The organism is Streptomyces sp. NPDC058683, from assembly GCF_042716195.1.
In the GTDB taxonomy this organism is placed as follows: Bacteria; Actinomycetota; Actinomycetes; order Streptomycetales; family Streptomycetaceae; genus Streptomyces.
In genome coordinates, this window is the sequence record NZ_JBHXSK010000042.1 from 22,726 (window position 1) to 44,875 (window position 22,150).

Below are 22,150 nucleotides of genomic sequence, written 5' to 3' on the forward strand. Positions count from 1 at the left end.
CGACGGGCGCCGTCGGCACACTCGTCGGCCCTCCCCCGGACGCTTCCGGAGAAGGGCCGATGTCATGGCGGGGCTAGGAGCCCGCGGCGCCCCGGTGTTCGGCCGCGATGCCGAAGCGGCCGCGCTCCGGGCGTACGGCCGCGCTCTCACGGACCGTGGAGACCGCGCTGACCACCTGGTCCTCGGCGGCTTCCGAGAGCTCTTCGAGGCGTTCGAGGTCGGCGGCGGAGACGAGGGCGACCAGAGGCTTGCCGTGCCGCGTCACGACGACACGCTCACCGCCGTACACCACCCGGTTGATCAGTTCGGCGAGCTCAGCCCTGGCTTGCGTCACCGGAATCTCGTAGGCCATGCCCCCAGCTTACGGGGCACCTCGGACATCACATCTTGTTCGGCCTCAGCGGAATCCCCTCGCGACACCCACCCAAGGTTCTGTACGTCCTGTACATTTCTTACGGAGAGTCCGGCCGCTGAGACAGCTCAGCCGCGAGGAGGGGCACGCCATGACCCGACCGTCCGCCCGCTATGTCCTGCCCGAGTTCACCGAACGCACCAGCACCGGGCAACGCACCCTGGATCCGTACTCGAAGCTGCTGGAGGAGCGGATCGTCTTCCTCGGCGCACCCGTCGACGAGATCTCGGCCAACGACGTGATGGCGCAGTTCATGTACCTGGAGCACGCGGCTCCGGAGCGGGACATCTCGCTGTACATCAACTCGCCGGGCGGCTCGTTCAGCGCGATGGCCGCGATCTACGACACCCTCCAGTACGTCACCTGCGACGTGGAGACGATCTGCCTGGGGCAGGCCGGGGCGTCGGCCGCGGTGCTGCTCGCGGCGGGCACACCGGGCAAGCGGTCCGTGCTGCCGGGTGCGCGCATCGTGCTCCGGCAGCCGTCGCTGCCGCAGCCGGTGCAGGGCCAGCCGAGTGATCTGGTCATCCAGGCGGCGGAGTTGGACCGGACCCGCGCGCTGCTCGAAGAGATGCTCGCCCGGCACACCGGGCGGGCACCGGCCCAGGTCCACCAGGACCTCGAGCGGGATCTGGTGCTGGACGCGCAGGCGGCGCTGGCGTACGGGCTGGTGGACCGGATCGTGCCCAGCCGCAGGGCCTCGCTCGGCCTGCCGGACGCGGGGTGAGCGCCCGATGCTGCCACCGGAGCTGCCGCCGCTGCCCGCACTGACCCGCGCCGAGGGCGAGTTGATCGACCGTTACCTGGACGTGGTCGACCTGCTGGGCCGTATCAACCCGGCGCAGAACGAGGACACCTATCGTGGGCTGCGCGCCGCGCAGGCGCTGGTGCGCGCGGCGTCCGAGCTGCGCGACGCGCTCGCCCTGATGCATCGACGGGGCGAGACGGAGCTTCACGGGGACACGCTGGCACGGGCGTTGCGGGTGCTCGACGGTGAGCGCCGGACCGCGCGCGTCGCACTCCCGCCCGACTGCGTACGGTGACGCCCGGCGAAGTCCGGAGCGACGCGTCCACCGGTTGACCGGGCCGGAGTTGAAACGACCCAAAGGGGTTACCGCCGTTCGGCGGAGGATGGCGTGGTTTTACCTGACCGCCGGAGCCGCTCAAGGTGCGGGCTCAAAGGTGCCCGCGGAGGGCTTCGGTGCAGGTCCGGGGCTACGTCGGGCAGTTGACGGTTAATCGAACAGAGCGCTGTCCACCCGAACGGGTGGGTGGTGAGTAACCCCACAAATCCTCGGTTCCGTTGGGATTTTCGGACAGGGGTGAGTGAAGATCCCTGTCTGACGACAAGCCCCCGCCACAACGGCGGGGCGATCCGTGCGGACGCCGAGTCCTGCCGCCGCCCGGATGCCCGGTCGACGGAAGTGGATCGGCAGGAGTGGAGGACCCGAGCACGACGGGTCGCCGGAACGGTCGCACCATGACCGGACCGCGCAGCCCTTGGGGTGAAGCCGTGACAACGCGGCCGGGCAACTTCGCCAGCCCGAATCCGACAGGTCATCCTTCACAGGCGGCTGACGAAGGGTTGCGCATGACTGCGCTCAATCGTGTCCCGTCGCTGATGGCGCGGGCCGGCACGGCCTCGGCGCTCACCATCGCCGCCGTGGGCGGCTCCATCGTGATCCCCGGTGTCGCCTCCGACGCCTCGGCCGCCACGATGGGGACGAAAGCACTCCAGGTCGCGGCCTCGAAGAAGGGCTCGCCCTACCGGTGGGGCGCCACCGGACCGAACCGGTTCGACTGCTCCGGGCTCACGCTGTACTCGTTCAAGAAGGCGGGCAAGAAGCTCCCGCGTACGGCGGCCCAGCAGTACAACAAGACCCGTCACATCTCGGCCGGCAAACGCAAGGCCGGGGACCTGGTCTTCTTCCACTCGGGTTCCAGCGTGTACCACGTCGGCATCTACGCCGGGAAGGGAAAGATCTGGCACGCCCCGAAGACCGGGGACGTGGTGAAGCTCCAGAAGATCTGGACGCGGAGCGTCTGGTACGGCCGGGTCAGCTGACCCACCAGCAGTCGGCCGGCGGGAACTCGGGGCTACGGTTCCTGCTGGCCGGCGGCGGTGACCGTGCCGGCCGGGACTGCCCAGGGCAGTTCGATGAAGACGGTCTTGCCGCCCTCCCGGGTGGGGCGCACCCGGAGCTTGCCGCCGCACTCCGCGGTGAGCCAGCGGATGATGACCATGCCGCGCCCGTTGTCCTGCTGGACCGCGGCTGGGAGTCTCTTGGGGAAGCGCGGATGGCTGTCCGTGACGCCGATGCGCAGCTGTTCGTCACGGTCGAGGACGAGGCCCACCGTGAAGGTGGGTGACTGTCCGAAGGTGTGCTGCACCGCGTTGGTGGCGAGTTCGGAGACGATGAGGCGGATGGTGTCCGCGGTCTCCGTCTCCGGTGGCAGCCCCCATTCCGCGAGAGTGCCCAGCACATAGGAGCGGGCCGCGGAGACCGAGGCGGGATCGCTCGGCAGAGTGATGGATGCTTCCAGGTGGTCTGCCATGGCGACGTCGTCCCTTTCCCACGGGACCGGAGCCCGACACGGTGCGGATGGTTCGAGTACGGTCCCGGACTGGTGCTTCTTCGTCAGACTGCCATTACCAGGACGGTCAGGGGAGCGATCCACCAAGATATGCATATATCTGTCGCTCGATGCGGTGAACTCTGCTACCCCAGAGCGTATTTGGGCGGCTCGGAAGGAGTAAGGAGTAGCCCATGCAGAACGGTCCCGCGGTACGCCGCCGGAAACTGGGCGCCGAACTGCGCACACTGCGCACCGGCGCCGGCCTCACGAGCGGTGAGGCCGCCCGTCTGGTGGGCTGGCATCAGTCGAAAGTGAGCCGGATCGAGACCGGCGCCAGCGGTGTGAAACCGGCCGATGTGCGGTTACTCCTCGACGCCTACGGCGTGATCGAGGGGCAACTGCGCGAGTTGCTGCTGGTGTTGGCGGGGTCGGAGGACACCGCCGGACGGCACCACTGGTGGCACGCCTATCGTGGGGTACTGCCGCCCACCTACCGGGATTTCATCAGTCTGGAGTCGCAGGCCAGCGCCATGCGCACGCTGGAGACCTCGGTCGTACCGGGGCTGCTGCAGACCCCCGAGTACGCGCGTGCCGTGACCCGGGCGGCCGTCGACGGGCTCGACGACGAGGCCCTGGACGCCCTCGTGAAGGTGCGTCTGGCCAGGCAGGACGTACTGCGCAACCATCCACCGCTGGAGCTGAGCGCGGTGCTGGACGAGGCGGTGCTGCGCCGGGAGGTCGGCGGGCCCGGCGTGATGGCCAGACAGCTGGAGCGGCTGGTGGAGGCGGCCCGGCTGCCCCAGGTACGGCTCCAGGTGTTGCCGTTCTCGGCCGGAGCCCATATCGGCATCACCGGGCCTTTCGTAATCTTCTCATTCCCGAGCACTTCTGATCTGGATGTGGTTGTTCTCGACCAGTTGACGAGTAGCCTCTACCTCGAACGGAAAGAAGACCTCCAGGCCTACGCGGAGGCCTTCAACACCCTTCAGATCCACGCCCTTTCGCCCGAGGACTCGTTGGATTACATCGCCGGGATAGGTGACGGCGCGTAAGGAGGCACCATGACTGCACTGCCTCGGAACGTACCTTCAAGTGCTGATCTGCACGGACTGCGGTGGCTGCGCAGCAGCTACAGCACCGGAGCGAACAACTGCGTGGAGACGGCACGGCCGCGCTCCGGTCGGCTGACCGGACTGCTCGCCGTGCGCGACTCCAAGGATCCGGCCGGACCCGCGCTGCTCTTCTCCCCCGGGAGCTGGGCGGGGTTCCTGTCGGCGCTCACCGGCTGATCAGCCCGTAACCGACTCCGTATCCGCATTCGGACAAGGCCCGGCCGTGTCACGCCGACTCATGGTCGTGTCTCACCGATCACCTGTACAGCGCGTTCGATCTCGGCCCCGGAGAGGTCCGCCCGGGCGGTCAGCCTCAGCCGTGAGATGCCGTCCGGCACGGACGGCGGACGGAAACAGCCCACGGCCAGGCCTGCCGTACGGCAGTCGGCCGCCCACCGCACGGCCCCCTCCGGGGACGGGGCCCGCACGGAGACCACCGCGGCGTCCGGACGCACCGCTTCCAGACCCGCGGCGGTCAGCCGTGCGTGCAGCTCCGCGGCCACCTCACGGGCCCGCACCGCACGTTCGGGCTCACGGCGCAGCAGCCGCAGCGCCGCCAGGGCCGCTCCCGCCGCGGCGGGGGCCAGGCCGGTGTCGAAGATGAAGGTCCGGGCCGCGTTCACCAGATGGTCGATCACCCGGGCCGGGCCGAGCACGGCGCCGCCCTGGCTGCCCAGCGACTTGGACAGGGTCGCCGTGACCACCACGTCCTCGGCGCCGGACAGCCCGGCCGCCTGCGGCGCGCCCCGCCCGCCGTCCCCGAGGACCCCGAGCCCGTGGGCGTCGTCCACGAGCAGCCCGGCGCCGCGCTCCCGGCAGGCCGCGGCCAGGGCGGCCAGCGGAGCCGCGTCGCCGTCCACCGAGAACACCGTGTCGGAGACGACGACCGCGGGCCCCTCATGGGTGCCGAGCGCCTTGCGTACGGCGTCCGGGTCGGCGTGTCCGACGACCTGGGTGGCGCCCCGCGCCAGCCGGCAGCCGTCGATCAGGGAGGCGTGGTTGAGGGCGTCGGAGACGATCAGGGAGCCGTGCGGGCCGAGGGTGGTGACGGCGGCGAGGTTGGCGGCGTAGCCGGAGGAGAAGACCAGGGCCGCCTCGAACCCGCAGAATTCGGCCAGCTCGCGCTCCAGCTCGGTGTGGAGTTCGGTGGTGCCGGTCACCAGCCGGGAGCCGGTGGAGCCGCCGCCCCAGGTCCGGGCCGCCCCGGCCGCGCCCTCGGCGACCTCCGGATGGTGGGCGAGGCCCAGGTAGTCGTTGCTCGCCAGATCCAGCAGCGGCGAGTCGGCGGGCCGGGGGCGCAGGGTCCGTACCAGTCCGGCGCGGCGGCGCAGTTCCGCCTGTTCGTCGATCCAGCCGAACGCCATGGCTCCTCCGGAGAATTTGTAGGCAGTGGACAGACCCTAGCGGGAGCACCAGCCACCCACTGTGTGGCAATACCCACACGTCGAACTGACAGGGTTGTGCAAACTCTCCTTGGCCCGGAGCAGCCTCGTAGTACAGGATCGGCTCTCATGGACCTGCTGAACACGCTGGTGGACAAGGGGCTTCGGCGCGAGCTGCCGACCCGCGAGGAAGCGCTCGCCGTGCTGGCGACCTCCGACGACGACGTGCTCGATGTGGTGGCCGCGGCCGGCAAGGTGCGCCGGCACTGGTTCGGCCGGCGCGTGAAACTCAACTACCTGGTCAACCTCAAGTCGGGCCTGTGTCCTGAGGACTGCTCCTACTGCTCGCAGCGCCTCGGTTCCTCGACGGGGATCCTCAAGTACAGCTGGCTGAAACCGGACGAGGCCTCCAAGGCGGCCGCCGCCGGTCTGGCCGGGGGCGCCAAGCGTGTCTGCCTGGTGGCGAGCGGACGCGGCCCGACCGACCGGGACGTCGACCGGGTCGCCGGCACCATCAAGGCGATCAAGGAGCAGAACGAGGGTGTCGAGGTGTGCGCCTGCCTCGGTCTGCTCTCCGACGGCCAGGCCGAGCGGCTGCGCGAGGCGGGCGCGGACGCCTACAACCACAACCTCAACACGTCCGAGGGGACGTACGGGGACATCACGACCACGCACACGTACGCCGATCGGGTGGACACCGTCAACAAGGCGCACGCGGCGGGTCTGTCGGCCTGCTCCGGTCTGATCGCCGGCATGGGCGAGCGGGACGAGGACCTGGTCGACGTGGTCTTCTCGCTGCGCGAGCTGGACCCCGACTCGGTGCCGGTCAACTTCCTGATCCCGGTCGAGGGCACCCCGCTGGCCAAGGAGTGGAACCTCACCCCGCAGCGCTGTCTGCGGATCCTGGCGATGGTGCGGTTCGTCTGCCCGGACGTCGAGGTCCGTATCGCGGGCGGCCGCGAGGTCCATCTGCGCACCATGCAGCCGCTCGCGCTGCACCTGGCCAACTCGATCTTCCTCGGCGACTACCTGACCACCGAGGGCCAGGCCGGCCAGGCCGACCTGGAGATGATCGCGGACGCCGGGTTCGTGGTCGAGGGCGCCGACGAGGTGACGCTGCCGCAGCACCGCTCGGAGGTCGCGGCCGGGGGCTGCGGGTCGCACGCGGAGGCCGGGTGCGGGTCGCATGCCGAGGCCGGGTGCGGGTCGGGCGTCTGCGGTTCCCACGAGGACGCCGCCGCTCATGTCAACGAGCCGCGCACCGACCTGGTCGCCGTCCGCCGCCGGGGCGCCGGAACGGATCTCGCGCCCAATGCCTGACCTGAGCGTCCCCGAGCTGCTGGAGCTGGACCGGCGGCACGTCTGGCATCCGTACGGACCGATGCCGGGCCGGGCCGAACCGCTCGTCGTGGAGTCGGCGAGCGGGGTCCGGCTGCGGCTCGCGGACGGCTCGGGCGAACTGGTCGACGGGATGTCGTCCTGGTGGTCGGCGATCCACGGCTACAACCACCCGGTGCTCAACGAGGCCGCGCGCGACCAGCTCGGCCGGATGAGCCACGTGATGTTCGGCGGGCTCACCCACGAGCCGGCGGTACGCCTGGCGAAGCTCCTTGTCGACATGTCGCCGGACGGGCTCGAGCACGTCTTCCTCGCCGACTCCGGCTCGGTGTCGGTCGAGGTCGCGGTCAAGATGTGCCTGCAGTACTGGCGTTCCCTCGGCCGCCCCGCGAAACAGCGCCTGCTGACCTGGCGGGGCGGCTATCACGGCGACACCTGGCAGCCCATGTCGGTGTGCGACCCCGAGGGCGGGATGCACGAGCTGTGGTCCGGGGTGCTGCCCCGCCAGGTCTTCGCGGACGCGCCGCCGGCCGAGTACGACGAGTCGTACGCCGACCGGCTGCGGTCGCTGATCGAGCGCCACGCGCACGAACTGGCCGCGGTGATCGTGGAGCCGGTGGTGCAGGGCGCGGGCGGGATGCGGTTCCACTCCCCCGCTTATCTGCGGGTGCTGCGCGAGGCCTGCGACGCGCACGACGTGCTGCTGGTGTTCGACGAGATCGCGACCGGTTTCGGCCGTACGGGGGCGCTGTTCGCGGCGGACCACGCGGCCGTCACCCCGGACGTGATGTGCGTGGGCAAGGCGCTGACCGGCGGCTATCTGACGATGGCGGCGACCCTGTGCACGCCCCGGGTGGCCGAGGGCATCTCGCGGGGCGAGGTGCCGGTGCTGGCCCACGGCCCGACGTTCATGGGCAATCCGCTGGCCGCCTCCGTGGCCTGCGCCTCGCTCGGGCTGCTGCTGGGCCAGGACTGGCAGACGGAGGTCAAGCGGATCGAGACGGGCCTGCGGGACGGCCTGGCGCCGGCCCGGGAGATCCCCGGCGTACGGGACGTCCGCGTCCTCGGGGCCATCGGGGTCGTCCAGCTCGACCACGACGTGGACATGAAGGCCGCCACGGCCGCCGCCGTACGCGAGGGTGTGTGGCTGCGGCCGTTCCGCGATCTGGTCTACACGATGCCCCCGTACGTCACCGGCGACGCGGACGTGGCACGGATCGCGCGCGCGGTGTGCGCCGCGGCGCGGGAAGGATGAACATGCCGATCCTGATGATCACGGGGACGGGTACCGAGGTCGGCAAGACGGTCACCACGGCCGCCGTCGCCGCCGCGGCGCTCGCGGCGGGCCGCTCGGTGGCGGTCCTGAAGGCCGCGCAGACCGGGGTAGGACCGGACGAGCGCGGGGACGCGGACGAGGTCGCGCGGCTCGCGGGCCCGGTGACGGCGGCCGAACTCGCCCGCTTCCCGGAGCCGTTGGCGCCCGGCACGGCGGCCCGGCGGGCCGGGCTGGCCCCCGTGCGTCCGCACGAGGTGGCGGAGGCCGCCGCCAAGCTGGCCACCGAGCACGAACTGGTGCTGGTCGAGGGCGCGGGCGGGCTGCTCGTGCGGTTCGACGCGGCGGGCGGCACCCTGGCGGACGCGGCCCGGCTGCTGAACGCGCCGGTGCTGGTGGTGGCGCCGGCCGGGCTCGGCACCCTCAACACCACCGAGCTGACGGCCCGTGAACTGCGGGCCCGTGAGCTGGAGTTGCTGGGTGTGGTGATCGGCAGCTGGCCCGAGTCCCCGGATCTGGCGTCGCGTTGCAATGTCGCCGATCTTCCGGAGGTGGCCGGGGCTCCGCTGCTCGGTGCGCTGCCCGCCGGGGCCGGAGCGCTGGCGCCCGCCGACTTCCGTGCGGCGGCGCCGGGTTGGCTGTCGGCGCGGCTGGACGGGAGCTGGGCCGCGGAGGCGTTCCGGGAGCGGGAAGCGCTTTAGTGCCGGGGCAGGCCACGTCGGTCGGGTGCGGCTGCGTGGGGGCTGATCGCGCAGTTCCCCGCGCCCCTTCGGGGGCGCCGGTGGAACGCCCCTTCAGGGGCGCGGAGAACTGCGCCACCAGCCACGATGGCGCCGCACCCGACCGACGGACCTAGGGCGACTCGCCGAGCAGCCGTACCAGTTCGATCCGGGATCGGATCCCCAACCGGCTGAAGACCCCCCGCAGGTGGTGGTCGATGGTGCGCGGGCTGAGGTTGAGGCGGTCGGCTATCTCGCGGTTGGTGGCGCCCTCGGCGGCCATCCGGGCGACCATGAGCTGCTGGGCGGTGAGGACGCCGGCCGGGTCCGGCGCGCCGGTGGTGGCAGGTGTCAACGCCGTGCCCAGAGCCCGGAGTTCGGCGCGGGCCTGGGCGGCGCAGTGCGGGGCGCCGAAGGATTCGAAGGCCGCCAGCGCGCTGTGCAGCCGGTCGCGCGCCTCGGGGCGCTGCCGCAGTCGGCGCAGCGCTCCGGCGAACAGCAGCTCGGTGCGGGCGCGTTCGAAGTCCCGGGTGCCCCGGGCGTGCAGGTCGAGGGCGGCACGGTAGTGCTGGACGGCCTCGACGCCGGGGGCGAGCAGGGCCCGGCAGCGGGCGCTGAGCGCGAGGTCGTCGGTGCTGCGGACGGCGGTGGCCCAGCGGTGGTAGTCGGCGTGCGCGGCGCGGGCGACCCGGGTGTCTCCGGTGCGGACGGCGGCTTCGACGTAGTGCGGGGTGGCCAGGTGCCGGATGGCCCGGTGGCCGTGTCCGGGGCCGAACCCGGCGAGGGCGCGCAACCGGGCGGCGGCAGCGGGGAAGCGTCCGTTGGTGAGGTCGAGGAAGGCGAGCGCCCACTGGGCGAGGGCGGCGGGCAGGCCGAGCCCGTGCGCCAGGGCGTGGGAGCGGACGGCGGCGGTGCGCTCCCGACAGGCCTCCTCGTCGCCCCGGACGGCGGCGAACATGGCGAGCGCGGCCTGGAGGTGGCAGGCCCCGTTGTCCTGCCCGGTGGCGTGGGCCTGGCCCAGGGCGTCCTGGACGGCGGCCTCGGCGGCCCGGGTGCGGCCGGTCCAGAAGTCGGCGTAGGCGCGGAACTCCATGGCCTGTGCGGCCGTCGCCGGGATGCCGTGGGCGCGGGCCGAGGCGGCGGCCCGGAGGGTGGCGGTGGCGGCGCGGGTGTGGTCGCCGAGCATCAGCGCGGCCATCCCGGAGTGGATCAGCAGATCGGGGTCGCCGCCGGGGCCGCAGCGGCCGGCGGTGCCCTTGAGGAGGATCCGGGCGTCGTCGTAGCGGCCCTCGACGGCGGCGGTGAGTCCGGCGAGGATGCCGGGCGGGGAGAGGCCCAGCCACCGGGCGAGGTCATGGGCCTCGCGGCAGCGTCTCAGGTCGCCGGTGTAGACGGCGGCCTCGGTGGCGAGGGCGAGGAGTTCGGCGGAGTCGACGGAACGTTTTTGCCGGACGGCGGCGGTGAGCAGGGCGTCGAAGGCCTCGGAGGCGTTGCCGGCTCTGAGGGCGAGGACGCCGTCGAGAGCGGAGTCGTCCGTACGGGCGGCGAGCCGTCTCGCCCGGTCGGGCTCTCCGGAGCGCCAGGCGTCGGCGGCGGCCAGGGCGAACAGCCGGGCCTCCGCCACCGGGTCCGGGCAGAGTTCGGCGGCGCGTTCGGCGAGGGCGCGGGCGAGCGCGGGTCTGCCCTCGGTACGGGCCCGGTCGGCGGCGGTCCGGAGTTCCGCCGCGAGCCGGGCGCTGGGGCCGAGTGCGGCGGCGCCCCGGTGCCAGGAGCGGCGGGTCGCCTCGCCCTTGCCGCCCAGCACCCGGGCGAGCAGTTGGTGGGCCTCGCGCCGGTCGGCCGGTGAGGCGGTCCCGTACGCGGCGATCCGGGTCCAGGCGTCCCGGAAGAACACCCCGCCGGCACCGGCGTGGGCGACCCCGGCGGTCTCGGCGGCCTCCAGGGGGCGGGTGTCGAGCCGGCCGGCCGTGACCGCGCGCAGGAAGGCGTGGGTGGCGACCGGGTACTGGTCGGCCGCGGCGAGGAGCAGCAGCCGACGGGTGTCGTCGGGCAGGCCGCGGATCTCCCGGCGCAGGGCATGGAGCAGCCGCGGGGCGAGTTCGGCCGGTTCGGCCGGCAGCGGGTCGAGTCCCGCCGTCTGCCGTTCGGTGAGACGCGGCACGAGTTCGGCCACGGCGCGCTGATCTTCGTATACGACGCGTCGCACCCGGGCGCGTACGCCCTCGGGGAGCGCCGAAGCCGGGCATGGCCCCGCGTCGGGCGTCTGCGGTGGCGAAGTGCGGTCAAGAGGTGGGGGATTCACCGGTATCACCACACGAAAGACGTTACTGGCGAGTTAGTTGACTCGTAAAGACTGGCGACTTCACCGATGCGGCGCGCGTAGACCCGTCCCGACACTCCTGAACAACCCCACCCGTTTCAGGAGGCATCATGCAGCGCGCCACGCGTCGCATCGCAACCGCTCTGACGGCGATAGCCGGTTCGCTCCTTCTGTCACTCCCCCTGGCCACGACTCCCGCGCAGGCGGCGAGCCACAACCCGGTCGTCTTCGTGCACGGCCTCAGCAGCGACTCCAGCAGCTGGGACAGCTGGATCGCGGACTTCAAGGCCGACGGGTACACCTCGTCGGAGCTGTGGGCCTGGTCGTACGACTGGACGAAGTCGAACGTCACCACCGCCTCGCAGCTGTCGACCTACATCCAGTCCGTCCTCTCCCAGACCGGCGCCTCGAAGGTGGACCTGGTGGTCCACTCCATGGGCGCGCTCAACAGCCGCTACTACCTCAAGAACCTCGGCGGGACCTCGTACGTGGACGACTTCGTGTCGGTCGCAGGGGTGAACCACGGGACGAGCGTCGCCTCGCTGTGCGGGTGGCTGTACACGTCCTGCAAGGAGATGACGACCGGCAGCTCCTTCCTGACCGCCCTGAACTCCAGTGACGAGACGCCCGGCAGCGTCTCGTACGCCGCGTACTGGTCGAACTGCGACGCGGCGATCGACCCGGACTCCTCCGCGCTGCTGAGCGGCGCGACCAACGTCGGCGTCGGCTGCATCTCGCACACCGACATGAACGACGACGACGGTGTCTACCAGCAGGTGCGCGACTTCATCGCCTAGGGCCCGTCCGGGGGGCGGTTCTCCGCCCGATCGTGTGGCCGGGGGGTGCGACGGGCCCGTACGGGGGACAATCACCGTAGACCTGCTTCCGTCTGGAGGTCGTCATGCGGCTGATGTCCGCCGGCGCCGGGACACCGGCACGGGATCCCGTCCACCACCCGTTGTTCGCCCGTTTCTACGCCCGCTGCAGTGTGGCCGCCGAGACCAGGCTCGGTATGGCCGCGACCCGGGAGCGGCTGCTCTCCGGGCTGTCCGGGCGGGTGATCGAGATCGGCGCGGGCAACGGGCTCAATTTCGCGCGGTACCCCGGGGCGGTGGCGGAGGTCGTCGCGATCGAACCGGAGCGTTCCCTGCGGCAGTTGGCGGCTCAGGCCGCGGTCCGCGCCGAGGTCCCGGTGGACGTGGTGCCGGGCGCGGCGGAGGCGCTGCCGGTGAAGAGCGAGGCGTACGACGCGGCGGTGCTCTCGCTGGTGCTGTGCAGCGTGCGGGATGTGCAGCGGGCGCTCGCGGAGGTACGGCGGGTGCTGCGGCCGGGCGGTGAGCTGCGGTTCTTCGAGCACGGGCGGGGCGGCGGCCCGGCGATGCTGTTCACTCAGCGGACGCTGGACCGGACGGTGTGGCCACTGCTGAGCGGCGGCTGTCATCTGTCCCGGGAGCCGGTCGCCGAGTTGCGCGCGGCCGGGTTCGAACTCGGCCCGTACCGGCGGGTGTTCCTGCCGGAGAAGGGCCTGCGGCTGCCGTCCTCCTACTGCGTGCTGGGCGTCGCGCGCAAGCCCCCGGAGTCCCGAGCGGAATCCTGACCGGGAACCCGCTCACAGGCTCCAGCGGCGCAGCTCCTCCGCGATGTCGGACACGCTCGCCTCGCCGGTCTTCACCAACCGGGCCAGATCGCGGACCTGTTCGGGCGAGGTGGCGACCTTGAGGCCGCTGGCGACCAGGTAGGCGTAGGCGACCGAGGACGCGAAGAGCGCGTTCGAACGCTCAAGGGCCGGTACGTGGATGAGGAGTTGGAGCAGGGCGGCGGCGCGGGCATGCGGGGTGTCGTAGACGGGGACGTCGAATATCTCGGCCTGGTGCCTGGCGACGGCCGCGATCAGCGCACCCCAGTCGGTGACCTGGGGGTCTCCGGGGGTCTTCTGCTCGGCGAGCATGAGGAGCCAGGCGAGGTCGATGGTCAGGTCGCTCAAGGGATCAGTGACGGCCTTCGGTCTTGTCAGACGTATCGGGACCCTGCGCTTCGCCGAACTCCTCCGCGAAGACGGACTCGTACTGCTTCATGAAATCGGCGGCGGCCTCGACGAACGTCCGGCCCGCTTCACCTGTGTCCTGCATGACCAGTTCCTCTATGTAGCGGTTGACGCTCATGCCGCGTGCCAGAGCGCGCTCACGGGCCGCCTTGGCGGTGCCCTCGTCCACGCGCACGTTCAGCTGGGTCTTCGCCATACCTAGACGCTAGCGCGGTTGTGCTAGCAGCGGCAAGCGCGCATCGGAACCGAAAAGTGATACCGCCTGTGGGACGCGTCACACTACGCTCGACCCGGACGAAGAGCCCGCGCTAGCGAGGAGGCAGTCTTGGCCACACCTGCTGCGGAGGCACCCGCCGCCGAGGGGACAGCAGCCCGGGCACGGGGGCTGACCAAGGCGTACGGCGCGGGTGAGACGGCCGTGCTCGCACTGGACTCGGTGGACGTGGACATCGCACGCGGCCGCTTCACCGCGGTCATGGGCCCGTCGGGCTCCGGCAAGTCCACGTTGATGCACTGTCTGGCGGGGCTGGACACCGTGTCGGCCGGTCAGGTCTGGCTCGGCGGCACCGAGATAACGGGTCTGCGGGAGCGCGAACTGACGCGGCTGCGCCGGGACCGGATCGGGTTCATGTTCCAGTCGTTCAACCTGATACCGACGCTCAACGCGGCCGAGAACATCACCCTGCCCATGGACATCGCGGGCAGGAAGCCCGACGGGAAATGGCTGGACCAGGTCATCGACACCCTGGGGCTGCGGGACCGGCTCAAGCACCGGCCCGCGCAGCTGTCCGGCGGGCAGCAGCAGCGGGTGGCCTGCGCGCGGGCGCTGGCCTCCCGGCCGGAGCTGATCTTCGCCGACGAACCGACCGGCAACCTGGACTCGCGAGCCGGTCTCGAGGTGCTGGGCTTTCTGCGGGACGCGGTCGACCAGCTCGGGCAGACGGTCGTCATGGTGACCCACGACCCGGGCGCCGCCGCCCACTCCGACCTGGTGCTCTTCCTCGCGGACGGCCGGGTGGTGGACCGGATGGAGGGACCGACGGCGAACGCCGTACTCGAGCGCATGCGCCTTTTCCCCGGGAGCGGTGACACCGGCGGCTCCGCCGCGCGGCCCGAGCCCCCCGGTTCCGACGCGGGAAGCGGGTCCTCGGGGCCCGAGGAGGACTGACCCGGTGCTCAAGGCAACCCTGCGGAGCTTCCTGGCCCACAAGGGACGGCTGCTGCTGTCCGCGCTGGCCATCGTCCTGTCCGTGGCGTTCGTCGCGGGCAGCCTGATCTTCTCCGACACCGTCACCCGTACCTTCGACCGGCTCTTCGCCTCCACCTCCGCCGACGTGACCGTGGAGCCGAAGGAGGACCTCAAGTCGTCGGTGCCGACCGGCGCCGTCCAGACCGTGCCGGCCGCGCTGAAGGCACAGGTCGCCAAGGTCGACGGGGTCGCGGACACCCACGCGGACGTCTCCGTGGAGAACATCGTGGTGGTCGACAGCCACAACAAGTCGGTCGGCCCGACCACCGGCGCCCCGACCATCGCCACCGACTGGTACCTCACCGACCGCAGCCCCGTGAAGCTCACCTCGGGGCACGCCCCGCAGGGTGCGGGCCAGGCGCTGCTCGACGCGGACACCGCCGACAAGAAGCACGTGGCGATCGGCGACACCCTGACCGTGCAGGCCCAGCCCGGCACCTTCGAGGTGGAGATCGTCGGCATCGCCACCTTCACCACCACCAACCCCGGTGCCGCCCTGGTCTTCCTCGACCCGTCGGTCGCCGCGAAGGAACTGCTGGGCTCCGCCGACCGGGCCACCAGCATCTCGGTGGACGCGGCGCAGGGCGTGACCGACGCGGAGCTGAAGGGCCGTATCGGCGCGGCGATCGGGACCGGGACGTACGACCTGAAGACCGCCGACGAGCAGGCGAAGTCCTCGGCGGCGGACCTCGGCGGCTTCCTCGACGTCATCAAGTACGTGATGCTGGGATTCGCCGGCATCGCCACGCTCGTGGGCGTCTTCCTGATCGTCAACACCTTCTCCATGCTGATCGCCCAGCGCACCCGCGAGCTGGGCCTCTTGCGCGCGCTCGGCGCCGACCGGCGTCAGGTGCGGCGGTCCGTGCTCACCGAGGCGATGCTGCTGGGGCTGGTCGGTTCGACGCTGGGTCTGGGCGCCGGCATCGGGCTGGCGCTCGGGCTGATCAAGCTGATGAGCGCGTTCGGGATGAACCTCAAGACCACCGAGATGGTCATCGGCTGGGGCACCCCCGTCGCCGCCTACGTCGTAGGGGTCGGCGTCACCTTCGTCGCCGCCTATCTGCCCGCCCGGCGGGCGGCCACGGTGTCGCCGATGGCGGCGCTCGCGGACGCCGAGATCGCCGGCGTGGGCAAGCCGTTGAGGACGCGCGCGATCGTCGGCGCGGTCGTCGGGGCGCTCGGGGCGGCGGCCCTCGCGGGCTGTGCGACGGCCACGAAGACCGCCTCGGCCGCCTCGCTGCTGGGCCTCGGGGTGGTGCTGACGCTGCTCGCGACGGTCATCGCGGGCCCGCTGCTGGTACGCCCGGTGATCCGTGTCCTCGGCGGGGCCTTCCCCGCGCTCTTCGGCTCGGTGGGCCGGATGAGCCAGCGCAACGCCCTGCGCAACCCGCGCCGCACCGGTGCCACCGCCGCCGCGCTCATGGTGGGGCTCGCCCTGGTCGGCGGGATGTCGGTGGCCAGCGCCTCCATGTCCAAGTCCTTCGACCAGCAGATCGACAAGACGCTGGGCGCCGACTTCATCGTCCAGAACGGCAACTTCCTCCCGTTCACCCAGGAGGTCACCGACAAGGTGCGCGGCACCGAGGGCGTCGGTCTCGTCGTACGGCAGCGGTTCGCGCCGGTGGCGGTACGGCTGCCGGACGGCAAGCGGGTCACCACGACCGCCGCCGGGTACGACCGGCAGGTCGACGAGGTCGCCCATGTCGCCTACAAGGGCGGCGACACCGCGGCCGCGCTGGCCGACGGCAGTATCGGCATGGACGCCACCTTCGCCGCGGACCACAAGGTGCGCCTCGGCAGCGTGCTCCCGGTCGAGTTCCAGGGCGGGAAGAGCGCCGAGATGAAGGTGGGCGCCCTCACCGACCAGGACAGCGGCAGCGGCTTCGGCACCCAGGGCGGGCTGTTCTTCGGCATCGCCACCGTGGAGAAGTACGTCCCCGGCGGCCAGGACTCCTCGCTGTACGTCAACCACGCCGCGGGCACGAGTGCGGACCGGCTCCGCGCGAACCTGGAGAAAACCCTCGCACCGTTCCCGCAGGTGCAGGTCCGCGACCAGGCCGACTACAAGAAACTCGTCCACGACCAGATCGCCGTGCTGCTCTACCTGGTGTACGCGCTGCTGGGGCTGGCGATCGTGATCGCCGTGCTCGGCGTGGTCAACACCCTTGCCCTGTCGGTCGTGGAGCGCACCCGGGAGATCGGGCTGCTGCGCGCGATCGGGCTGGGCCGGCGGCAGCTGCGCCGGATGATCCGGCTGGAGTCGGTGGTGATCGCGGTGTTCGGCGCGGTGCTGGGGCTCGCGCTCGGCCTGGTGTGGGGCGTGTGCACCCAGCAGGTGCTGGCCCTCCAGGGCATGAAGGCGCTGGCGATCCCGTGGGGCACGATCGTCGCGGTGGTGATCGGCTCGGCGGTCGTGGGCATCGTGGCGGCGCTGCTGCCGGCGTTGCGTGCATCGCGCATGAATGTGCTGGCGGCCATCGCGCACGAGTGATGGAATCGTGGCTCTCACGTCCCGGACCGCCGAGGAGAGTTCATGTCGCGTCCGTTCCGCTTCGGAGTCAACCTGCTCACGCCCGCATCGGCCGGCCAGTGGCGCACGAAGTGCCGGCGCGCCGAGGAACTCGGGTACGACGTGCTCCTCGTCCCCGACCATCTCGGCATGCCGGCGCCCTTCCCGGCGCTGGTCGCGGCGGCCGACGCGACCGAGCGGGCCCGCCTCGGCACGTTCGTGCTCAACGCGGGTTTCTGGAACCCGGTGTTGCTGGCCCGCGAGGTGGCGACGACCGCCGCGCTGACCGGCGGCCGTCTCGAACTCGGTCTCGGCACCGGCTATGTGCAGGCGGAGCACGACCGAGCCGGGCTGCCGTTCGGCTCGCCGCGCGAGCGGGTGGACCATCTGCGGCGCACGGTCGAGGAGTTGCTGAAGTCGGACGAGGCCCGGGTGCCCTTGCTGATCGGCGGCAACGGCGACCGGATGCTGCGGCTGACCGCCGAACACGCGGACATCGCGGCCTTCGCCGGGGCCCGCCTGGTACCGGGAAACACGGAGGGCCGCCTGGAGCCGGTCACCGCGGCGGAGCTCGACGAACGGGTGGCCCGCTACGGGGAGTTGGCGACGGACCGCGGGGAACCCGCTGAACGGAACCTGCTCATCCAGATCGTGGCGATCACCGACGACCCGCAGTCCGCGCTCGGCCCGCTCCTGGAGCGGCGGCCCGAACTGACCCTGGCACAGGCCCTCGCCCTGCCCACGGTCCTCGTCGGCACCGTGGAGGAGGTCGCCGGGCGGGTGCGGGGGCTGCGCGAGCGGTACGGGTTCTCCTATCTGACCGTCCTGGAGCCGTACATGGAGGCGTTCGCGCCGGTGCTGGCGGAACTGTCGGCATAGGGGAATCCACCCGGGCCACCGGGAGGATTCGGCCGACGGGTTCGCGGCTCACGGTTCGCGGCTCCAGAGGCAGGTCCCCAAAACCCGTTCGCCAGTCGGACGAGCGCCCTGATTGGCTCACCCCATGACCGATCTGCACATCCGCCGCGCCACCCTCTCGGACATCGACACCGTGCTGCGGTTCTGGCGCGAAGCCGCGGAAGGAACGAGCATCAGCGACGACCACGCAGGAGTGACCCGGCTCCTCACCCGAGACCCCGAAGCCCTGCTCCTCGCCGAGCGCGACGGCCTCCTCGCCGGAACCGTCATAGCCGGCTTCGACGGATGGCGCTGCTCCGCCTACCGACTCGCCGTACACCCCGACCACCGCCGGCAAGGCATCGCCACCGCCCTGCTGGAAGCCGCGGAACAACGCTTCGCCGCCCTGGGCGGGCGACGCGTCGACGCCATGGTCCTGGAAGCCAACGAACAGGCACACCACGCCTGGGCCGCCGCCGGCTACCACCGCGAGGACCACTGGCGACGCTGGGTGAAGCCCCTGTAGCTTCCGAGTGGGCACGCTTTGCCGATCCTTTACTATTGAGGGGTCGTCCCGTTCCCCGATGAAAGGTGCGTGAGCGTCCGCCCATGGGCGAGCCTCCCGATCCTCTGTCCCGGCACTACCGCGCGGTCCCGGCCACCCTGTCCGATCATGGGACGGAGGTGACCCGATGACCGAAGTGCTCCTCCTGCTGGTGGCGATCCTGCTCTCGCTCGCCTGCGGTGCCTTCGTCGCGGCCGAGTTCTCGCTGACCACGGTGGGTCGCGGTGAACTGGAGCGGGCCGCGGAGCGCGGCGAGCGCGGGGCGGCGGGCGCCCTCAAGGCCGTACGGCAGCTGACCTTCCAGCTGTCGGGGGCGCAGCTCGGCATCACGGTCACCAATCTGGTGGTCGGCATGCTCGCCGAGCCGTCGATCGCCAAGCTGCTGGCCGGTCCGCTGGAGGCGGTGGGCATCGCGCGGTCGGCGGCGAGTTCGCTCGCGCTGGTGATCGGCACCGCGCTGTCCACGGTGTTCCTGATGGTCGTCGGCGAGCTGGTGCCCAAGAACTGGGCGATCTCCTCGCCGCTGGCCGTGGCGAAGCGGGTGGGCAACGCCCAGCGCTGGTTCAGCGCTGCCTTCCGCCCGTTCATCACGCACCTGAACAACACCGCGAACCGGACGGTACGACGGTTCGGCGTGGAGCCCGCCGAGGAGCTGGCCTCCGCGCGCGGGCCCCAGGAGCTGGCCGCGCTGGCCCGGCACTCCGCCAAGGCGGGCGCGCTGGAGGCGGACACCGCAGAGCTGTTCGTACGCACGCTGAACCTCGCCGACCTCACCGCGGAGAACGTGATGACCCCGCGCGTCCAGGTCGTCGCCCTGGAGGTCCGGGCGACCTGCGAGGACGTGGCGAACGCGACCCGGGCGACCGGGCTGTCCCGCTTCCCGGTCTACCGCGACAGCCTGGACTCGGTCGTCGGCACCGCCCACATCAAGGACATCGTCGCCCTGCCCGTGGCGGAGCGGGCGCGTGTCCGGGTGGCCGAGGTGATGCGCGAGCCGCTACTGGTCCCCGAGTCCCTCACCGTCGACCGCCTGCTGGACCGCCTCGGCGGCCGGCGCACCATGGCCGTCGTCATCGACGAGTACGGCGGTACGGCCGGGGTCGCCACCCTGGAGGACATCGTCGAGGAGGTCGTCGGCGAGGTCCGCGACGAGCACGACCCGCACGAGACGCCCGATCTCGCCCCCGCGGGCGCCGACGAGCAGGGCCGCACGCTCTACTCGGCGGACGGCGCGGCCCGTATGGACCAGCTCGCGCGCGTCGGCCTGAGGCCGCCCGAGGGGCCGTACGAGACGCTGGCCGGGCTGGTCGCGACCGAGCTGGGGCGGATACCCGAGACCGGGGACGGCGTCGAGGTCGCCGGGTGGCGGCTCGACGTGGTGGACGCGTCGGGGCGACGGGCGGCCCGGGTGCTGCTGCACGCGCCGCTCGCCGACGCGCAGGAGCAGGAGGGGCGCCGGTGACCGTCGTACAGCTGCTGATCGGCTTCGCGACGCTGGTCGTCAACGCCTTCTTCGTGGGCGCCGAGTTCGCACTGATCTCCGTGCGCCGCTCCCAGATCGAGCCGCACGCCGAGGCGGGCGACCGGCGCGCCAAAAGCGTGCTGTGGGGCCTGGAGCACGTGTCCGCGCTCCTGGCCGCCGCCCAGCTCGGCATCACCCTGTGCACGCTGGTCCTGGGTGTGGTCGCCGAGCCGGCCATCGCCCATCTGCTGGAGCCGGTGTTCCACGCGGTCGGCGTGGCCAAGGGGGCCGGCCATGCCGTGTCCTTCGTGATCGCGCTGGCCCTGGCGACCTATCTGCACATGCTGCTCGGCGAGATGGTGCCGAAGAACGTGGCGCTCGCCGAGCCCGTGCGCAGCGCGCTGCTGCTCGGACCGCCCCTGGTCACGCTCTCCCGGGCGCTGCGTCCGGTGATCTTCACGGTGAACGCCTTCGCGAACGGGCTGCTCAAGCTGTTGCGGGTGGAGACCAGGGACGAGGTCGCGGCGACCTTCACGGACACCGAACTCGCCGAGATCGTCAGGGACGCAAGCGAGGCGGGCCTGATCGACGACCGGGCCCAGGAACGCCTGCACGACGCCCTGGAGCTGGGCCGCCGGCCGGTCCGGGACGTGGTGGTGCCGCTGGAACGTGTCGTCTACGCGCGCGTGGGCGTCACCCCGGAGGAGCTGGAGCGGCTGTCGGCGGAGTCGGGGTTCTCCCGGTTCCCGGTGGTCGACGAGGGGCGGCGGATCGTCGGCTATCTGCATGTCAAGGACGCGCTGGACGCCTCGCCCCGGGACGAGGCGTTCCGGCTGCGGGACATGCGGCCCATCGCGCGGGTGCGGGAGGACACCCCGCTGGACGACGTGCTCACCGCGATGCGCGGCAGCCGCACCCATCTGGCGGGCGTACTCGGCGACGACGGACGGCTGGCGGGGCTGGTGACGATGGAGGACGTGCTCCGGGAGCTGTTCGGGCAGCACGCGTAGCCCTCTTCGAGGAGGGACCGACTGACGGGTATGCGCCTCGGGATACCATCTCTGTCGCCATGCAGAAGAACCCTGTGCACCCTGCGCTTCCCACCCACTCCAGCCTGGTCGCGGTCGGCGACTCCTTCACCGAGGGCATGTCGGACCTGCAACCCGACGGCTCGTACCGGGGCTGGGCCGATGTCCTCGCCACCCGGATGGCCGCCCGCACCCCCGGCTTCCGCTACGCCAACCTCGCGGTGCGCGGCAAGCTGATCGGGCAGATCGTCGAGGAGCAGGTCGACGTGGCGGTCGCGATGCGGCCGGACGTGATCACGCTGGTCGGCGGTCTCAACGACACCCTGCGCCCCAAGTGCGACATGGTCCGGGTCCGGGACCTGCTGACCGAGGCGGTGGAGCGGCTGGCGCCGGCCTGCGAGCAGCTGGTGCTGATGCGCAGCCCCGGCCGCCAGGGCCCGGTCCTGGAACGGTTCCGGCCGCGCATGGAGGAGCTGTTCGCCTGCGTCGAGGACCTCGCCGGGCAGCACGGCGCCCTCGTGGTCGACCTGTACGGCGCCCCCTCGCTGGCCGACCCCCGGATGTGGGACGTGGACCGGCTGCACCTGACGGCCGAGGGGCACCGCCGGGTCGCCGAGGCGGTCTGGCAGACCCTCGGCTACGAGGCCGAGGACAGCGAGTGGCACACGCCGATGCCGGCCACACCGCCGCCGGGCTGGGTCGCGCGCCGGGTCGAGGACGCCCGCTTCACCAGGCAGTACCTGCTGCCGTGGATAGGCCGCCGCCTGACCGGCCGCTCCTCCGGCGACGGCCGCGCGCCGAAGCGGCCGGAGCTGCTGCCGTACGAGGCGTAGCGGGGGCATGGCATGGGTCCCGTGTCCACGCGGGTGATCAGTGTCAGGGGCCGGATCCATGAGTTCGGCCCCCGGCTGGAACACGCCCCCGCAGACGTCGTCTACGTCGGCCGCCGCTGGACCATGGGCGGCTGGGACCTGCCCCGCCACCCGCTCCGCAACCCCTTCGCCTACGACACCCCGAGGAAGAAGCGGGACGGCACCCGGGCCGAGGTGATGGCGATGTACCGGGCGTATCTGCTGGAGCGACCCGAACTGCTGGAGCTGGTGGCCGAGCTGCGGGGGAAGACCCTGGCGTGCTGGTGCGCGCCCGAGCTGTGCCACGCGGACGTCCTGGCGGAGCTGGCCGAGGTCTCCTAGGGCCCGTGCCGCCGGGCAGGGCCGGTGCCGCCGGCCCGTGCCGCCCGGCCGGTCCGGAGGACACGGCCTG

The 22,150-nt window shown here is 71.8% G+C and carries 24 protein-coding genes and 1 riboswitch; of the genes, 18 read left to right on the forward strand and 6 right to left on the reverse strand.

What is annotated here, in order from left to right; genetic code table 11:
• Positions 1 to 73: 73 nt before the first annotated feature.
• The gene (locus tag ACFWXC_RS37110) at positions 74 to 352 is read right to left on the reverse strand and encodes a type II toxin-antitoxin system Phd/YefM family antitoxin (protein WP_362562004.1); all 279 of its coding nucleotides are present in this window, start codon (positions 350 to 352) and stop codon (positions 74 to 76) included.
• Positions 353 to 503: 151 nt separating this feature from the next.
• Here ACFWXC_RS37110 and ACFWXC_RS37115 point away from each other — a divergent pair, with 151 nt between their 5' ends.
• The 3 genes from ACFWXC_RS37115 to ACFWXC_RS37125 all read left to right on the forward strand — a co-directional run bounded on the left by ACFWXC_RS37115 (position 504) and on the right by ACFWXC_RS37125 (position 2,477).
• Positions 504 to 1,139, forward strand: coding sequence for an ATP-dependent Clp protease proteolytic subunit (locus ACFWXC_RS37115; protein WP_384485809.1), 636 nt, complete (start codon positions 504 to 506; stop codon positions 1,137 to 1,139).
• 7 nt (positions 1,140 to 1,146) lie between these two features.
• A complete protein-coding gene (locus ACFWXC_RS37120; protein WP_046730013.1) occupies positions 1,147 to 1,455 on the forward strand; it encodes a hypothetical protein in 309 nt (102 codons plus the stop codon).
• Positions 1,456 to 1,786: 331 nt separating this feature from the next.
• Positions 1,787 to 2,000, forward strand: a riboswitch (cyclic di-AMP (ydaO/yuaA leader).
• A 3-nt stretch (positions 2,001 to 2,003) separates the two neighbouring features.
• Positions 2,004 to 2,477, forward strand: a complete 474-nt coding sequence (locus ACFWXC_RS37125) for a C40 family peptidase (RefSeq protein WP_384485811.1) — start codon at positions 2,004 to 2,006, stop codon at positions 2,475 to 2,477.
• A 32-nt stretch (positions 2,478 to 2,509) separates the two neighbouring features.
• Here the strand turns inward: ACFWXC_RS37125 and ACFWXC_RS37130 are convergent, their stop codons facing one another.
• Complete coding sequence (locus ACFWXC_RS37130) at positions 2,510 to 2,968, reverse strand: ATP-binding protein (RefSeq protein ID WP_384485813.1); 459 nt, start codon at positions 2,966 to 2,968, stop codon at positions 2,510 to 2,512.
• Between the two features lie 212 nt (positions 2,969 to 3,180).
• Between ACFWXC_RS37130 and ACFWXC_RS37135 the strand changes: the two genes are divergently transcribed.
• Together ACFWXC_RS37135 and ACFWXC_RS37140 are read left to right on the forward strand one after the other, a co-directional pair.
• Positions 3,181 to 4,041 (forward strand): helix-turn-helix transcriptional regulator, encoded by an 861-nt coding sequence (locus ACFWXC_RS37135; protein ID WP_351733792.1) that lies wholly within the window; start codon positions 3,181 to 3,183, stop codon positions 4,039 to 4,041.
• Positions 4,042 to 4,050: 9 nt separating this feature from the next.
• A complete protein-coding gene (locus tag ACFWXC_RS37140; RefSeq protein ID WP_351733794.1) occupies positions 4,051 to 4,278 on the forward strand; it encodes a DUF397 domain-containing protein in 228 nt (75 codons plus the stop codon).
• A gap of 59 nt (positions 4,279 to 4,337) precedes the next feature.
• Here ACFWXC_RS37140 and ACFWXC_RS37145 read toward each other — a convergent pair whose 3' ends face one another.
• On the reverse strand, positions 4,338 to 5,465 hold the full coding sequence (locus ACFWXC_RS37145; RefSeq protein WP_384485816.1) for an 8-amino-7-oxononanoate synthase: 1,128 nt from the start codon (positions 5,463 to 5,465) through the stop codon (positions 4,338 to 4,340).
• A 147-nt stretch (positions 5,466 to 5,612) separates the two neighbouring features.
• Here ACFWXC_RS37145 and bioB point away from each other — a divergent pair, with 147 nt between their 5' ends.
• Genes bioB through bioD form a run of 3 tightly spaced genes read left to right on the forward strand, consistent with a single transcriptional unit; the run spans position 5,613 to position 8,795 of the window.
• Positions 5,613 to 6,803, forward strand: coding sequence for a biotin synthase BioB (gene bioB, locus ACFWXC_RS37150; RefSeq protein ID WP_384485818.1), 1,191 nt, complete (start codon positions 5,613 to 5,615; stop codon positions 6,801 to 6,803).
• The gene (locus tag ACFWXC_RS37155; RefSeq protein ID WP_384485820.1) at positions 6,796 to 8,076 is read left to right on the forward strand and encodes an adenosylmethionine--8-amino-7-oxononanoate transaminase; all 1,281 of its coding nucleotides are present in this window, start codon (positions 6,796 to 6,798) and stop codon (positions 8,074 to 8,076) included. Before bioB ends, ACFWXC_RS37155 begins: the two co-directional genes overlap by 8 nt.
• A 2-nt stretch (positions 8,077 to 8,078) precedes the next feature.
• Complete coding sequence (gene bioD, locus ACFWXC_RS37160) at positions 8,079 to 8,795, forward strand: dethiobiotin synthase (protein WP_384485822.1); 717 nt, start codon at positions 8,079 to 8,081, stop codon at positions 8,793 to 8,795.
• Between the two features lie 151 nt (positions 8,796 to 8,946).
• Here bioD and ACFWXC_RS37165 read toward each other — a convergent pair whose 3' ends face one another.
• Positions 8,947 to 11,127 (reverse strand): LuxR C-terminal-related transcriptional regulator, encoded by a 2,181-nt coding sequence (locus tag ACFWXC_RS37165; protein WP_384485824.1) that lies wholly within the window; start codon positions 11,125 to 11,127, stop codon positions 8,947 to 8,949.
• Positions 11,128 to 11,243: 116 nt separating this feature from the next.
• Here ACFWXC_RS37165 and ACFWXC_RS37170 point away from each other — a divergent pair, with 116 nt between their 5' ends.
• A complete protein-coding gene (locus ACFWXC_RS37170) occupies positions 11,244 to 11,930 on the forward strand; it encodes an esterase/lipase family protein (RefSeq protein ID WP_384485826.1) in 687 nt (228 codons plus the stop codon).
• 104 nt (positions 11,931 to 12,034) lie between these two features.
• Positions 12,035 to 12,730: a class I SAM-dependent methyltransferase gene (locus ACFWXC_RS37175; protein WP_384485828.1), complete on the forward strand. Its 696-nt coding sequence runs from the start codon at positions 12,035 to 12,037 to the stop codon at positions 12,728 to 12,730.
• 12 nt (positions 12,731 to 12,742) lie between these two features.
• Here the strand turns inward: ACFWXC_RS37175 and ACFWXC_RS37180 are convergent, their stop codons facing one another.
• Positions 12,743 to 13,117 carry a fic family toxin-antitoxin system, toxin component gene (locus tag ACFWXC_RS37180; RefSeq protein ID WP_384485830.1) on the reverse strand — a complete coding sequence of 125 codons (375 nt, stop codon included), beginning with the start codon at positions 13,115 to 13,117 and terminating at the stop codon, positions 12,743 to 12,745.
• A 4-nt stretch (positions 13,118 to 13,121) separates the two neighbouring features.
• Complete coding sequence (locus ACFWXC_RS37185) at positions 13,122 to 13,373, reverse strand: toxin-antitoxin system HicB family antitoxin (protein ID WP_351698264.1); 252 nt, start codon at positions 13,371 to 13,373, stop codon at positions 13,122 to 13,124.
• Between the two features lie 129 nt (positions 13,374 to 13,502).
• On the opposite strand from ACFWXC_RS37185, the gene ACFWXC_RS37190 reads away from it, so the two are divergent.
• From ACFWXC_RS37190 to ACFWXC_RS37225, 8 genes are all read left to right on the forward strand, one after another.
• On the forward strand, positions 13,503 to 14,345 hold the full coding sequence (locus ACFWXC_RS37190; RefSeq protein WP_384485832.1) for an ABC transporter ATP-binding protein: 843 nt from the start codon (positions 13,503 to 13,505) through the stop codon (positions 14,343 to 14,345).
• 4 nt (positions 14,346 to 14,349) lie between these two features.
• Positions 14,350 to 16,917 carry an ABC transporter permease gene (locus ACFWXC_RS37195; RefSeq protein WP_384485834.1) on the forward strand — a complete coding sequence of 856 codons (2,568 nt, stop codon included), beginning with the start codon at positions 14,350 to 14,352 and terminating at the stop codon, positions 16,915 to 16,917.
• A gap of 42 nt (positions 16,918 to 16,959) precedes the next feature.
• A complete protein-coding gene (locus ACFWXC_RS37200) occupies positions 16,960 to 17,814 on the forward strand; it encodes an LLM class F420-dependent oxidoreductase (RefSeq protein ID WP_384485836.1) in 855 nt (284 codons plus the stop codon).
• Between the two features lie 124 nt (positions 17,815 to 17,938).
• Positions 17,939 to 18,358: a GNAT family N-acetyltransferase gene (locus ACFWXC_RS37205; RefSeq protein WP_384485838.1), complete on the forward strand. Its 420-nt coding sequence runs from the start codon at positions 17,939 to 17,941 to the stop codon at positions 18,356 to 18,358.
• 166 nt (positions 18,359 to 18,524) lie between these two features.
• A complete protein-coding gene (locus tag ACFWXC_RS37210) occupies positions 18,525 to 19,859 on the forward strand; it encodes a hemolysin family protein (protein ID WP_384485840.1) in 1,335 nt (444 codons plus the stop codon).
• Positions 19,856 to 20,869, forward strand: coding sequence for a hemolysin family protein (locus ACFWXC_RS37215; RefSeq protein WP_384485842.1), 1,014 nt, complete (start codon positions 19,856 to 19,858; stop codon positions 20,867 to 20,869). The genes ACFWXC_RS37210 and ACFWXC_RS37215 overlap by 4 nt, the downstream gene beginning before the upstream one ends.
• 59 nt (positions 20,870 to 20,928) lie before the next feature.
• Entirely contained in the window at positions 20,929 to 21,720 is a 792-nt protein-coding gene (locus tag ACFWXC_RS37220; protein WP_384485844.1) for an SGNH/GDSL hydrolase family protein, read from the forward strand.
• Positions 21,721 to 21,741: 21 nt separating this feature from the next.
• Positions 21,742 to 22,080, forward strand: coding sequence for a DUF4326 domain-containing protein (locus tag ACFWXC_RS37225; protein WP_384485846.1), 339 nt, complete (start codon positions 21,742 to 21,744; stop codon positions 22,078 to 22,080).
• Positions 22,081 to 22,150 lie beyond the last annotated feature (70 nt).